Raw genomic sequence first — 13,126 nt, 5'->3', positions numbered from 1 at the left:
CTCTTGCTGGTCTGTGTGAGTGTTCGCCGTGGACGACGTCTTATCGGGTATGTCCTGCGTCCCGCCTTTCTGTGGCCGTCGCACCTCGAACCGGGTGATCGGGGGATCAGCGGCTCTGTGATCTCCCGCGACCTGTTTCGATCGATGCAACTCCCTGTGTCCCGCCCTGTATGTGGGCTGGTGGCGTCTCAATGTTGTCTGGTGTGTGGGGGTGTTAGTGGGTGGGGGGTGGGGTGGGGGTGTGTTGGTGGGGGTGGTTGAGGGCGTTGGTGAGGGTGGTGAGGTGGGGGTGGAGGGTGTTGTGGAGGTGGTTGATGGTGGTGTGGATGTGGTTGTGGTGGTGGTGGGTGTGGTGGTTGAGGGTGTGGCGGTGCAGGAGGGTGAGGGCGTAGGTGGTGGCGAGGTGGTCGATGAGGGGGGCGTGGTGGGCGCGGTGGGTGGTGAGGGGGGTGGGGGTGTTGTGGTGGGTGGTGTGGCGGTGGTTGGCGTAGTGGACGGCGATGGTGAGGGCGGCGCGGGCGGTGCCGGTGGCGGCGGCGCTCATGCAGAGTTTGCCGAGGGTGACGCGGTCGATGGTGGTGAGGAAACGTTTTTGGGGGTTGCCGTGGGTGGTGTGGTGGGTGCCGTCGGGGTCGAGGCGGTTGTGGGGGGCCTGGAGGAGGGCGGTGGGGGGGAGGCGGACGTGGGTGAAGGTGGTGATGGCGTGGTCGACGGGGTGGGGGAGGTGGCGGGGTGGGAGGGGGGTGATGTGGATGCCGGGGTGGAGGCCGTTTTCGTCGTGGAGGGGGGTGAGGAAGAGGTGGATGCCGCGGTCGGTGCCGTCGTGGGTGATGAGGCGGGCGGCGACGAGGGCGGTTTTGGGGCCTCCGGTGGTGGTGGTGTTGGGCATGAATTTCGCGGCGCCGGGGGTGGGGGTGTGGAGGGTGAAGCCGCCGGTTTCGGGGTCGTGGTGGGCGGTGGTCTTCAGGTGGGCGGCGTCGTTGCCGTGGGCGAGTTCGGTGACGAGGAAGGTGCCGGTGTTGCGCAGGGTGGTGTAGGGGGTGAGGTCGCGGTGTTCGGGGTGGTCGTGGTCGAGGAGGGTGCCGAGGAAGAGGTTGTAGTGGATGCCGGCGAGGGTGCCCAGGGCGCTGTCGGCGATGCCGGTCCATTCGTGGAGGGCGGCGAGGCGGCGGGGGTCGCGGGCGAGGGCGAGGGGGTCGCCGGCGGCGGTGGCGTTGAGCAGGCGCAGGCGCTGGTAGGAGCGGGCGGTGCGCTGGGTGGGGGTGAGGTCGTCGTCGTGGGTGAGGAATGCGTCGTGGGTGATCAGGGTGCGCCAGGGGGTGTGGATGGTGTCCTGTTCGTCGCCGTCGAACAGCAGGTGGCGCAGTTCGCGGGTGACGGCGTCGGTGGTGGCCTGGTCGGTGTCGTCGTCGCCGGTGGGCCGGCCGGTGGTGCGGCGGGCGGCGGCGGGCGGCGGCGGGGGGAAGAGGGTGGTGGGTGCGGGGGCGGTGACGGGGGTTATCGGCGACACCGGTCTACCCACCCCCGCCCCCGTCCCGGTGGCCGTGGCTGTGGCTGTTGCGGCCGCGGTGGCCGTTCCCGTGCCGCCGCCCGCTGCCGCGACAGTGCCGCCGCCCGCTGCCGCAAGAGTGCCCGCTGCCGCGAGAGTGCCGCCGGCCGTGACCGCGAGAGTGCCCGCTGACGTGACCGCGAGAGTGCCCCCCGCCGCGGTCGTGGTGGTGACCGTGGTGGTGCCTGCGGTGGTGACCGTGGTGGTGCCCGTTCCCGTGCCGGTGGTTGCTGTTCCCGTGCCCGTTCGGGTGGCCCCGTTCGAGCCGGTGCCGGTGCCGGTGCCCGCGTTCGTGCCGGGGGCAGCGTTCGTGCCGGCTCCGGTGGCGGGTGGGGTGGTGGGGGTGTCCTGCCCGGTGGCGGGGGTGGTGGGCTGGGTCAGCAGGGTCATGGCCTCTCCCGTGGGATAGGGGTCGTCCGGTGGTCTAGGGATGCGCAGGGCCCCAAAGATACGTACCCACCGGTTTTGTTTTCAAGGCGTTGAGCGGGTTTCAGGGTGACGTGCGTCACACTCGAGGGCTGTGGTGACGGCATATGCCGGGTTCCACTGCTGGTCGGACGCGATCATTCCGCTTGAAAGGGACCTTTGGGTCCCGTAACTAAAACCGCCATGGTGGTTTGGTTGCGGAGTGTTTACGGGTCGGTGCACGGTGACGGGGCCGAGGTGCGGTCACGGGCTGGCCGTAGGGCGCTGGGCTGCTAAGATACGAACCCGCCGGTTTCTTTTCGTTGAGTGCGGGGATGTCGGAGGTGGTGGTGATGGCGCGGCAGGAGCGGGCCGTGAGGACGCGGCGGGCGATTTTGGTGGCGGCGGCCGAGGTGTTCGACGAGGTCGGTTACGAGGCGGCGACCATCTCCGAGATCCTCAAGCGGTCGGGTCTGACGAAGGGGGCGTTGTATTTCCACTTCGCCTCGAAGGAGGAGCTGGCGCAGGGGGTGCTGGCGGAGCAGGTCCACGCGTTGCCGGACCTGCCTGAGGGTGAGTTGATGCTGCAGACGGCGGTGGACCGGGCGCTTTTGCTGGCGCATCTGCTGCGCCGGGACACCGGGGACCCGATCGTGCGGGGCAGTGTGCGGCTGACGGTGGAGCAGGGGGCGCTGCGGGACGGGCTGGACCGTCGGGTGCCGATGCAGGCGTGGATGGAGCAGACGCAGGATCTGTTCGAGCAGGCGCAGGCGGCGGGGGAGATCCTGCCGCACGTGGATCTGGTGGGGGCGGCCAAGACGTTCGTGGGCGCGTTCACCGGGGTGCAGGTGCTGTCGAACATCATGACCGGCCGGCAGGACATGACCGAACGGGTCGCCGATCTGTACCGGTTCCTGATGACGGCGATCGCGGTGCCCGGGGTGCTGGTACGCCTGGACTTCTCTCCCGGCCGCGGTGTCCTTGCCTACGAAGAGGCCGTCCGCCGCCGCGACGCGGCCCCCCAGCCCGCCGCCCACTGACCCACCCCACCCACCCGCCCCTTCTTCTCCCGTCTTCCTTGCCGCCGTCCGGACCCCCGGGCGGCCGCCGTCGTTTCGTCCCGCACCGCCCACCGGCCGGGCCTGGGGGCGGCCGTGTCTTCGTTGTGTTCCGGTCTGGGCCGCGCCCCATGCTTGGGGGCGGCCGTGTCTTCGTGCCTTCGCTCCGCCGGCCACGCCCCGGGAGGGGCCGGGGTTGCTTCGCCGTCCGGGATCCCCGGGCGGCCGCGGTCATTTGGTCCCGCACCCGCCCACCGGCCACGGAGGCGGCAGCGGTCATGCACCCGCCCACCGGCCGGGCCTGGGGGCGGCCGTGTCTTCGTTGTGTCCCGGCCTGGGCCGCGCCCCATGGGCTTGGAGGGCGGCCGTGTCTTCGTGCCTCCGCTCCGCCGGCCATGCCCCGGGCGGGGCCGGGGTTGTGGGCATTTCCCGGTCCGCCGCTGTCGTGGTGTCGGCCTGCCCGCCTGCGGGCCGGTTTGTGGGCGTCTTCCCGACGGGTGCGGCAGTTTCGCCGTGCTCGCGGCTGCTGTGCCCGGTCCGGGGCCGGTCTTGCGGGCTGTACCTGCGGTCCTGTGGCGTCGCCGTCGTGCCTCGGGCTTCGTGGTGGCGGAGCGTCGTGGTGGGGCCGGGCTGCTCCAGGGTCCGTGCCTTGTTCCTCCGGTCTTCGGGCGGGCCGTTCCCGCTCCCGGCCGCGTGCACGGCCGGCTCCCTTGGGCGGGTCGTGCGCGGCTTGTTCGCCGTTGGCCCGTGTCCCGGCCGGAGGGTCTGTCCGGGGCGCTGAGGCCCGCGTGTTCGCCGCCTGCCGCGTACCGGGGCCGTCTTGGCCGCGTCACCGTTGTCGGGCCTGTGCGCCGGCGTAGCGGCCTGGCGACACCGCCGCTGCACCGCCTGTTGGGCCTTTTGGTCCGGGCGCGCTCTGGTGTCGGCGCGGCAGCGGGCCGCCGTGCCGGCAGGCGGCCTCCGGCCGCGAGCGCCCGCCGTGGCCTGTGTCGTGTCTCGGGGCTGGAACACCCGGGGGAGTCCGTTCCTGCAGGGTGGTGTGTCCGTGCGGCCGGTCCCGGGGGTGGGCGCGGCTGCGCCGCGTCCACCAACCCGCCCGCCCCGCACAGCTCGAGAGTTCCGCCCGCCGTCCCGCCGTCCCGCCCGTCCCGCACGGTTCGCACAGCTCGAGGGTCCGCCCGCCGTACCACTCCGTACCGCCGCGTCCCGCCGTCCCGCTGTCCTGCTGTTCCTGCTGTGTCGGCCCGGTGGGGTCCTGGGCTGCGCCGCACCGGCCGGTCTGTCGTCCGGTCGCCCCTGGGGGTCGGGGCCCGGGGCGCCGGGACCTTGGGGTCGGGGGGTGGGGGTGGGGTGCGGGGGTGCGGGGGTGGGCAGGGTGGCGGTGCGCGCCGTGGGGCGCGGGTTCCGAGGGAGCCTGGACGGAAGGGGAGTTGGCCATGGAGATCGACACGGACGTGGATGTGGACGTGGATGTGGATGTGGAGTCGGGTGGGGAGTCGGTGGGGTGTCCGTACGCGCTCGATGTGACGGGGCGTGATCTGGCGGGAGAGGCGGCCATGCTGCGGGAGCGGGGGCCGGCCGCGCGGGTGATGCTGCCCGGCGGGGTGCGGGCGTGGGCGGTGACCGGACACGAGCCGCTCAAGCGGCTGTTGACGGACAGACGGGTCTCCAAGGACGCGGGCCGGCACTGGCCGGCGTTCGTCGAGGGGCGGATCACGCCGCAGTGGCCGCTGTACCACTGGGTGTCGGCCCCCACGATGCTGTTCGCCTACGGGGAGGAACACACCCGGCTGCGGCGGCTGGTGGCCGGGGCGTTCACCGCGCGCCGCAGCCGGGAACTGGCGCCGCGGATCGAACGGATCACCGCCGCCCTGCTGGACGAGATGACCCCCACCGCCCCCACCGGTGCCGATGGCGGTGAGGGGGTGGTGGATCTGCGGACGGCGTTCGCGAAACTGCTGCCGATGCGGGTGATCTGTGAACTGTTCGGTGTCGAAGGACCCGACCGGCAGGCCCTGTGCGCGGCGATCGACACCACTCTGGGCACCTCGGTACCGGCCGACGAGATGGCCCGGGCCCAGGACCGGGTGACCGAACTGCTGGCCGCGCTGGTCGCCCGCCGGCGCGCCGAGCCCGGCCCCGACCTGACCTCCGCGCTGATCGCCGCCCGCGACGGCGGGGAACGGCTGAGCGAACAGGAACTGATCTCGACCCTGAACCTGATGATCGGCGCCGGCCAGGAGACCACCAGCAACCTGATCAGCAACGCGGTCGCCGCCCTGCTCTCCCGGCCCGCCCAGCTCGAACACCTGCGCGCGGGCCGCGCCGACTGGCCCGACGTGATCGCCGAGACCCTGCGCACCCACAACCCCGCCGCCTACATCCCCCTGCGCTACGCCGTCGAGGACATCGACCTGGACGGCGTCCTCATCCGCAAGGGCGACGTGATCATCGTGTCCTTCGCCGCCGCGGGCCTGGACCCCGCCCGGCACGGCAAGGACGCCGACACCTTCGACCTGCTGCGCCCGCACGGCGAGAGCGTCGCCTTCGGCCACGGCGTCCACTACTGCCTGGGCGCCCCGCTGGCCCGCCTGGAAGCCACCATCGCCCTGTCCGCGCTCTTCGCCCGCTTCCCCGGCATACGCCTGGCCCGCCCGGTCGGCGACCTGCAGCCCCTCGAGTCGTTCATCATCAGCGGCTACCGCACCCTGCCCGTCCACCTCGGACCCCCCACCACCACACCGGCCACCCCCTGACCCGCCACACCGACCCCTGACCTCGTCCGGGGGCCGGGCCTGCGAACCCCTGACGAGGCCCGCCCCGGACCGCGCCCCCGGCACCGGACCGGGCGGGCCTGCGATCCCTGACGAGGCCGGACCGGGCCCGCCCCCGACCGGCCGGGCCCTGCCCCCCGGGACAGGCCGGGCCTGCCCGGGGGCAGGGCCCGCGCCGCGGCCCCCGGGACAGGCCCGCGCCCGGACTCTTCGCCGCGCCCCGGGGGTTGACCGCCGGCCCCGCCGCCCCGATGCCCCGCGGTGCGGCGGGTGCGGCGGGGCCGTGCCCGTCCCGGGGCCGTGCCTGTCCCAGGGGTGCGGGTGCGGGTGCGGGTGCGGTCCCGGGCGTCGGGGCGGGTGCGTGGTCCCCGGGACACACGGCCCCGTCCCCGGGGGGCCGTCTGTCCCGGTTCCCGGCCCCGTGCGCGGGGTGCGGGGCGGGTGGCCAGGGGCGGAGCGGGCGGGGATGCAGCGGAATCCCCTCACCCACTTACAAACCGCGTAAGCGGTTTGTTAATCTTGGGTGTCGTCCCGCGGCCGGTGGGGGAGCGGGGCATGGCGTGTGCCGCCCGGTGTCCGGGTCTCCGCCGTGCGGGGTGAGCGCAAGGGGCGGGGCGTGTGTGCGGTCCGCCGTCCGTCAGTGAGGGGATCGCTGCGATGGTCAAGCAGGAGCGTGCGGCCCGCACGCGGCAGGCGCTGGTGCGTGCCGCGGCCGAAGTGTTCGCGCGGGAGGGGTTCGCGCCCGCTTCGCTGGCCGTCATCAGTGCCCGGGCCGGGGTCAGCAACGGGGCGCTGCACTTCCACTTCGAGAACAAGAACGCGCTGGCGCGGGCGGTGGAGCAGGAGGCGGCCGAGCGGCTGGGTGTGATCATCGCGCCCGGTCCGGTGCTGCCGGGCGGGGCGCTGCAGGCGCTGGTGGACGCCACCCATGTGCTGATGGGCGCGCTGGCCGACGACGTGGTGGTGCGGGCCGGGTTCGACCTGAGCGCGGACCCGTCCCGGCCCGGCGGCCCGGACCTGCGCGGGGTGTGGCGGGGCTGGGTCGAGCGGATGCTGCACGACGCCGAGCGGGAGGGCCACCTGGCCGAGGGCCTGTCCTCGCGCGGTGCCGCGCCGGCCGTCGTCGCGGCCACCGTCGGCTTCGAGGTGCTGGGCGCCGCGGACCGCGAATGGCTGTCCGCATGCAAGATCACCGGCTTCTGGGAGTTGATGCTGCCCCGCCTCGCCCCCGGCCTGCCCATCGTCCCCGCCGGCCCGCACGGCACCCCCACCCCCCAATAGCAGACCACCCGCCCTGTTTCCTGTGGCGCCCGTCCGGACGCCAGCCTCCACCCGACCGCCCGCACCACCCCCTTACGCCCCGTTTTCGCCCCACTCCGGTCGGGCCGTTCGGATGCGGCGGCGCGAAACACCTCCCAGAAAACAGCACGAGCGGTCTTGTATTGACAAACCGTCCGTCCTGTTTTTTACTCGGTGGTGTCCGGCTGCTCACGCGGGCCGGGTGTGCTGCGGCCGGCGTGCTGCGGTGAAGGCGTGTGCGTGATTTCGACACAGGGGAGACGGCGTGGACATCGATGTGCTGGGGGAGCTGGCCGTCAGGGAGAACGGGGTCTCGGTGACCCCCACGGCGCCCAAACCGCGCCAGGTGCTGGCCCTGCTGGCGCTGCACGCCGACCGGGTGGTGCCGGTGGCGTCGCTGACCGAGGAGCTGTGGGGGCAGCGGCCGCCGCGCAGCGCGCGCACCACGCTGCAGACCTACGTCCTGCAGCTGCGGGAGCTGATCTCGGCGGCCCTGGTCCACGACACCCCGCCGGACACCCCGCCCGGCACGCCGCCCGGCACGCCGCCGGGCACCGTGGCGGGGGGCGGGCACGGCACGCCGCGGGGCGGGCGGCGCAGCGCCAAGGACGTGCTGGTGACCTCGCCGGGCGGCTATCTGCTGAACACCTCCGGCGGCACCAGCGACGTGCGCACCTTCGAGCTGCTGGCCGGGCAGGGATACCGGGCGATGGACGCCGGGGACTTCGCCGGCGCCGCCCGCCAGCTGCGGGAGGCACTGGCGCTGTGGACCGGCTCCGCGCTGGCCGGGGTGCAGAGCGGGGTCCTGCTGGAGATGCACGCACGGCGCCTGGAGGAGACCCGGCTGTGCGCGCTGGACCAGCGCATCGAGGCCGACCTGCGCCTGGGCCGCCACCGCGAGCTGCTGGGCGAACTGACCGTCCTGGTCAGCCGCTACCGCACCCACGAGAACCTGCACGGCCAGTTCATGCTCGCCCTGCACCGCTCCGGCCGCCGCAGCGAGGCACTGGAGGTCTACCAGCGGCTGCGCGCCGCCCTCGTGCGCGAGCTGGGCCTGGAACCCTCGGCCGCCCTGCGCCGCCTGCAGCGCTCGATCCTGATGGCCCACCCCGAACCACAGCTCGAGCCCGCCCCCCGCACCGGCGAGCGGCTGAGCCGGGCCGGCTGACACCACCCCCGGCCCGGCCCGCGCCGACCCGGCTCCGGAATCGGGCCCACGGTCCGGGTCCGGAATTCCGGTACGCGGCCGGCCACCGGATGCGGCACGCGGCACGCGATCCGCACGGGCGTACCGACCACACAGCAAGACCCGACCTCGGCAGAGGCAACCACCCACGCGCCGCCGGCGCGCAGGCGCCAGGGGTCACCAGGGGCAAGGGCCGGCCCGAAAACAAGGAGGGCCGGCAGGTGAACGGGGAAGAGAAAGGGGAAACCGGGATGCAGGCCAGATCGGAGCGCACCCGCCGCAGGCTGGTCCTCGCGGGCGCCCAGATGTTCGACCGGTACGGCTACGCCAGTGCCACACTCGGCCAGATCGCCGGCGCCGCCGGCATGACCAAAGGCGCGCTGTACTTCCACTTCGCCTCCAAGGAAGGCCTGGCCGACGCCGTCCAGGAACGCGGCCGGCAACTGCTGTGCGACTTCGTCCAGCAGCAGTGGGAGGCTGGCGCCGCCCCCCTGCAGGCACTGATCGACCTCACCCACTGGCTGGCCGACGCCCTCTACCAGGACCCCGTCGTACGCGCCGGACTGCGCATCACCAACGAACGCGCCGGCCGCCACCCCGCCGCCACCGACTTCCACCAGACCTGGATCACCGAGGTCCTGCGGCTGCTCGGCCAGGCCGCCGCCGCCGGCGACCTGCGCGAGGACGCCGCGGGCGAAGGCGGCCAGAGCCTGCTGACCGCCGCCGTCTGCGGCATCGGCGTCCTGGCCGGCACCGGCCTGACCCCCACCGAACTCGCCCACCGCGTCCACGCCCTGTGGCAGCCCCTGCTGCCCGCCCTCGTCCCACCCGGCCACACCCCCCGCTACCGCACCCACCCACCCACCACCACCCACACCCGCCCCGCCCACGCCGCCTGAACCCCCGGCACCCACCTGCCGGGGCCCGTGCGAAGCGCCACCACACCCGCGCCCCCGGCAGGAACAAGGGCCCACGCAGGACCGGACACAAACACCCACCACGCCCCGGCAGACAGCCCCAGCCCCGGCCCCGCCCACGGCCCGGCCCGCGCACGGCCACGCCCGGGCCCGGGCCCTCTCGGCGTCCGGGCACCACCGGGGCGGCCCCGCCGCCCCCGGCAGCCCGCGACAGCGCCCCTCGCCCGGCGAGCGCCCCGCATACGGCCGGCACCCACCCGCCCGGCCCGCGCCAGGCCCCGGCCAGGCCGCCCCCGGCACGCCACCACTCACCGCCGGACGCCCTGTCACCCGGACGCTTCCCGCAGCTGCGCCCCCGGGGAGCGCCCGTACCCGGCACCCGCCCGCCCGGCCCGCGCCGGCCCGCGCCCGCCCCGGCCCGCGCCCGCCCCCGGCACGCCACCACTCACCGCCGGACGCCCTGTCACCCGGACGCTTCCCGCGGCTGCGCCCCCGGGGAGCGCCCGTACCCGGCACCCGCCCCTGCCTGCATCCGCCCGGCCCGCGCCCGAAGCTCGAGCCTCTCGGCATCCGGGCACCGGCCGGACATCCCGCCGCCCCGCCGGTCCGCGACTGCGCCCCTCGCACCCTGCCGCCCCGGCCCGTGAGGCCGCGTACCGTCCGCTGGTGAGCGCCCCGCATCCGCCGGCCCCCGCCCGGCCTGAGCCGGGCCTGTCACCGCTCGGCGTCCAGGCGCCGCCCCGGGCGCCCGCCGCGGCTGCCCGTCCGCCGTGAGCCGTCGCCGGCCCGCACGGGCCGCGCGGCTGTGCCCGTTCCCGTCGGCGAGTCATCCCGCATGCGGCGCGCCCGCCCGCCCCGGTGGGTAGGCGGGCGGCTGTGCAACCGCCCGCCGCCCGAAGGGCGTTGCCGTGCCGGGCGGCGAGAGGCGGGCGGAGCGGCTCGGGCGGGGTGCCGGTGGTTCCCGGTGGCGTCGCGAGCGAACGTCGACCGTTTCTCGAGCGGGGCGCGGTGGGCTGGGCGCACCGGCCGCCCGGCCGGGCGGGGGAGTGTCCCGCCTTCCCGCCCGTCCCCGGGGCGAGCCGCACGCGCCGCCGTCGACCAGCCCAGGAGGCATCCATGACCGATACACCCGAGCGCAACGAGGCCGCCCAGGAGGCCAAGCGCCGGTTCCGGCAGGCGCTCGAGCGCAAGGAGCACAACGCGCTCGCCAAGGCGGCCCAGGAAGAGAGCCGCGTGAAGGCCCGCCACGCCGGCGGCCCGGCCGGCCGGCGCACCTTCCAGCGGCGCAAGACCGGCTGACACCACCCGGCCCACCCCAACGCCCCGCGCACGGCCCACCGGGCCACACGCACCGGGCCCGCGCACCGGGGCCGGCGCCACCGTTGCCGCCGGCCCCCTTCCCCCACCGGGCCGCACCCCGGCCGCACCCACCGGCCGGACCGAGCCGCACCCACCCGGCCCACCCGGCCGGACCCGTCGGCACAGGTCCGCACCCACCGGGCCGGATCCCGGCCGCACCCACCGGCCGGATCCCCTGGCCCCGTCCCGGCCCATCCCGAGCCGCACCCGGGGCCGGACCGAACCCCCGGCCCACCCGGCCCACCCGGGCCGCACCCCTGGCCCGCCCACCGGCCGCACCCACCGGCCGGACCCGGCCCCATCCGGGCCGCACCCCGCCCAACCCCGCCCGCCCGGGCCCCGGTCGAGATCCGGCCGGGGTCCGGGCCACGCCGTAGCCGCACGCCGAAGGAAATTGGGGACGACATGACACCTGCCCACGACGACACCGCCACCCTCCTGCGCGTCGAGCGCGGCGTGGCCAGCACCGAAGAACTCGCCGCCGTCACCGCGACGCTGTTCTCCCTGCTCGCCACCCGCCGCACCCCGCAGGAACCGGACACCACACACACCCGCGCGTACTGGCGCCGGCAGGCGGCCGGCGCCTTCCGCGCCCCGCACAGCTGGCGATGACCCACCCGCCCGCACACAGGTTCACGGGCGAGGACCGGCCATCCCCACCCCCACACCAGAAAAACCGCACAAGCGGTTTGTTACTGTGTGGGGGTGGCCCGCCGGCCGCCGCCCCGGTCGAGGAGAGAAGGGACGAGGAGTCGTGGTGATGGTGAAGGACATCCCTGCCGACGCGGGGCCCGCCGACGCCCGGGGTCGGGTGGCCGAGCTGAGGGCGTTGCGTGAGCAGGCTGTGCGTGGGCCGAGTGAGCGGGCGACCGAGGCGCAGCATGCGAAGGGCAAGCTGACGGCGCGTGAGCGGATTGCTCTGTTGCTGGACGAGGGTTCGTTCCGTGAGGTGGAGCAGCTGCGGCGGCATCGTGCGTCGGGTTTCGGTCTGGAGGCGAAGAAGCCGTACACCGATGGTGTGATCACCGGGTGGGGGACGGTGGAGGGGCGGACGGTGTTCGTCTATGCCCATGATTTCCGGATCTTCGGTGGTGCGCTGGGTGAGGCGCATGCCACGAAGATTCACAAGATCATGGACATGGCGATCGCGGCGGGTGCGCCGTTGGTGTCGCTGAACGACGGTGCCGGGGCCCGGATCCAGGAGGGTGTGTCGGCGCTTGCGGGGTATGGGGGGATCTTCCAGCGCAATACGCGTGCGTCGGGGGTGATTCCGCAGATCTCGGTGATGCTGGGTCCGTGTGCGGGTGGCGCGGCCTACAGTCCGGCGCTGACGGATTTCGTGTTCATGGTGCGTGAGACGTCGCAGATGTTCATCACCGGGCCGGACGTGGTGAAGGCGGTCACGGGTGAGGAGATCACCCAGAACGGTCTGGGTGGTGCGGATGTGCACGCGGAGACCTCGGGTGTGGCGCACTTCGCCTACGACGACGAGGAGACGTGCATCGCGGAGGTCCGCTACCTGCTGTCGATGCTGCCCTCGAACAACCGGGAGAACCCGCCGGCCACGGCGGGTGACGATCCGGCCGACCGGCGCTCGGACGTGCTGCTGGACCTGGTGCCGGCGGACGGCAACCGCCCCTACGACATGCACCGGGTGATCGAGGAGCTCGTCGACGACGGTGACTTCCTCGAGGTCCACGAGCGCTGGGCCCGGAACATCATCTGTGCGCTGGCCCGTCTGGACGGGCAGGTGGTGGGGATCGTGGCGAACCAGCCGCAGTCGCTGGCCGGGGTGCTGGACATCGAGGCCTCCGAGAAGGCCGCCCGGTTCGTGCAGATGTGCGACGCGTTCAACATTCCGATCGTCACGCTGCTGGACGTGCCCGGCTTCCTGCCGGGTGTGGACCAGGAGCACGGCGGCATCATCCGCCACGGTGCGAAGCTGCTGTACGCGTACTGCAACGCCACGGTGCCGCGGATCTCGCTGATCCTGCGCAAGGCGTACGGCGGGGCGTACATCGTGATGGATTCGCAGTCGATCGGCGCGGATCTGACCTACGCGTGGCCCACCAACGAGATCGCGGTGATGGGCGCGGAGGGCGCGGCGAATGTGATCTTCCGTCGGCAGATCGCCGATGCCGAGGACCCCGAGGCGATGCGGGCGCGCATGGTCAAGGAGTACAAGGCCGAGCTGATGCACCCCTACTACGCGGCCGAACGCGGCCTGGTCGACGACGTCATCGACCCCGCCGAGACCCGCGAGGTCCTCATCCGGTCCCTCGCGATGCTCCGCACCAAGCACGCCGACCTGCCGTCGCGCAAGCACGGCAACCCGCCGCAGTGACCGGCAACCCGGCTGCCGTCACCGGCACCCGGCCCGGCCGCCCCCACGGCCACTCGGACGCCGTCACCGGCAACTCGGACGCCGTGGCAGGTACTCGGCCGGGCCGTCACCGGGGCGACTCCCGCACCGTGCCCGGCAACTCGGGCGCCGTACCCGGCAACTCCCGCGCCGTGGCCAGCGCCTCCCGCGCCGTGACCGGTAACTCGGGCGCCGTACCCGGTAACTCCCATGCCCT

At 74.1% G+C, this 13,126-nt stretch carries 9 protein-coding genes; 8 read left to right on the top strand and 1 reads right to left on the bottom strand.

The genetic code is table 11. From position 1 onward, the window contains the following. Window positions 1–214: 214 nt before the first annotated feature. Complete coding sequence (locus SPRI_RS39700) at window positions 215–1,939, bottom strand: acyl-CoA dehydrogenase family protein (protein ID WP_053556647.1); 1,725 nt, start codon at window positions 1,937–1,939, stop codon at window positions 215–217. A gap of 368 nt (window positions 1,940–2,307) precedes the next feature. Between SPRI_RS39700 and SPRI_RS01555 the strand changes: the two genes are divergently transcribed. The 8 genes from SPRI_RS01555 (at window position 2,308) to SPRI_RS01520 (ending at window position 12,891) form a co-directional block, all read left to right on the top strand. Next, complete coding sequence (locus SPRI_RS01555) at window positions 2,308–2,994, top strand: ScbR family autoregulator-binding transcription factor (protein WP_053557673.1); 687 nt, start codon at window positions 2,308–2,310, stop codon at window positions 2,992–2,994. A 1,454-nt stretch (window positions 2,995–4,448) separates the two neighbouring features. Next, window positions 4,449–5,768 (top strand): cytochrome P450 family protein, encoded by a 1,320-nt coding sequence (locus SPRI_RS01550; protein ID WP_078951200.1) that lies wholly within the window; start codon window positions 4,449–4,451, stop codon window positions 5,766–5,768. 675 nt (window positions 5,769–6,443) lie between these two features. Beyond that, window positions 6,444–7,067 (top strand): ScbR family autoregulator-binding transcription factor, encoded by a 624-nt coding sequence (locus SPRI_RS01545; RefSeq protein WP_053556646.1) that lies wholly within the window; start codon window positions 6,444–6,446, stop codon window positions 7,065–7,067. A gap of 283 nt (window positions 7,068–7,350) precedes the next feature. Then, the gene (locus SPRI_RS01540; RefSeq protein WP_053556645.1) at window positions 7,351–8,253 is read left to right on the top strand and encodes an AfsR/SARP family transcriptional regulator; all 903 of its coding nucleotides are present in this window, start codon (window positions 7,351–7,353) and stop codon (window positions 8,251–8,253) included. Between the two features lie 269 nt (window positions 8,254–8,522). Beyond that, window positions 8,523–9,170, top strand: a complete 648-nt coding sequence (locus SPRI_RS01535) for a ScbR family autoregulator-binding transcription factor (protein WP_053556644.1) — start codon at window positions 8,523–8,525, stop codon at window positions 9,168–9,170. 1,134 nt (window positions 9,171–10,304) lie between these two features. Next, window positions 10,305–10,487 (top strand): DUF5302 family protein, encoded by a 183-nt coding sequence (locus SPRI_RS01530; protein WP_053556643.1) that lies wholly within the window; start codon window positions 10,305–10,307, stop codon window positions 10,485–10,487. 465 nt (window positions 10,488–10,952) lie between these two features. Then, on the top strand, window positions 10,953–11,159 hold the full coding sequence (locus SPRI_RS01525; protein ID WP_053556642.1) for an acyl-CoA carboxylase subunit epsilon: 207 nt from the start codon (window positions 10,953–10,955) through the stop codon (window positions 11,157–11,159). Window positions 11,160–11,307: 148 nt separating this feature from the next. Beyond that, the gene (locus SPRI_RS01520) at window positions 11,308–12,891 is read left to right on the top strand and encodes an acyl-CoA carboxylase subunit beta (RefSeq protein WP_107082416.1); all 1,584 of its coding nucleotides are present in this window, start codon (window positions 11,308–11,310) and stop codon (window positions 12,889–12,891) included. Window positions 12,892–13,126 lie beyond the last annotated feature (235 nt).

The sequence above is a fragment of the Streptomyces pristinaespiralis genome, assembly GCF_001278075.1.
Taxonomy (GTDB): Bacteria; Actinomycetota; Actinomycetes; order Streptomycetales; family Streptomycetaceae; genus Streptomyces; species Streptomyces pristinaespiralis.
This window is presented reverse-complemented; position numbering and strand designations above follow the sequence as displayed.

What these genes read in the sequence shown, in the direction of transcription:
- SPRI_RS01530 (WP_053556643.1), top strand. Translation starts at nt 10,305, where the DNA reads ATGACCGATACACCCGAGCGCAACGAGGCCGCCCAGGAGGCCAAGCGC.
- SPRI_RS01555 (WP_053557673.1), top strand. Translation starts at nt 2,308, where the DNA reads ATGGCGCGGCAGGAGCGGGCCGTGAGGACGCGGCGGGCGATTTTGGTG.
- SPRI_RS01545 (WP_053556646.1), top strand. Translation starts at nt 6,444, where the DNA reads ATGGTCAAGCAGGAGCGTGCGGCCCGCACGCGGCAGGCGCTGGTGCGT.
- SPRI_RS01535 (WP_053556644.1), top strand. Translation starts at nt 8,523, where the DNA reads ATGCAGGCCAGATCGGAGCGCACCCGCCGCAGGCTGGTCCTCGCGGGC.
- SPRI_RS01520 (WP_107082416.1), top strand. Translation starts at nt 11,308, where the DNA reads ATGGTGAAGGACATCCCTGCCGACGCGGGGCCCGCCGACGCCCGGGGT.
- SPRI_RS01550 (WP_078951200.1), top strand. Translation starts at nt 4,449, where the DNA reads ATGGAGATCGACACGGACGTGGATGTGGACGTGGATGTGGATGTGGAG.
- SPRI_RS01525 (WP_053556642.1), top strand. Translation starts at nt 10,953, where the DNA reads ATGACACCTGCCCACGACGACACCGCCACCCTCCTGCGCGTCGAGCGC.
- SPRI_RS39700 (WP_053556647.1), bottom strand. Translation starts at nt 1,939, where the DNA reads ATGACCCTGCTGACCCAGCCCACCACCCCCGCCACCGGGCAGGACACC.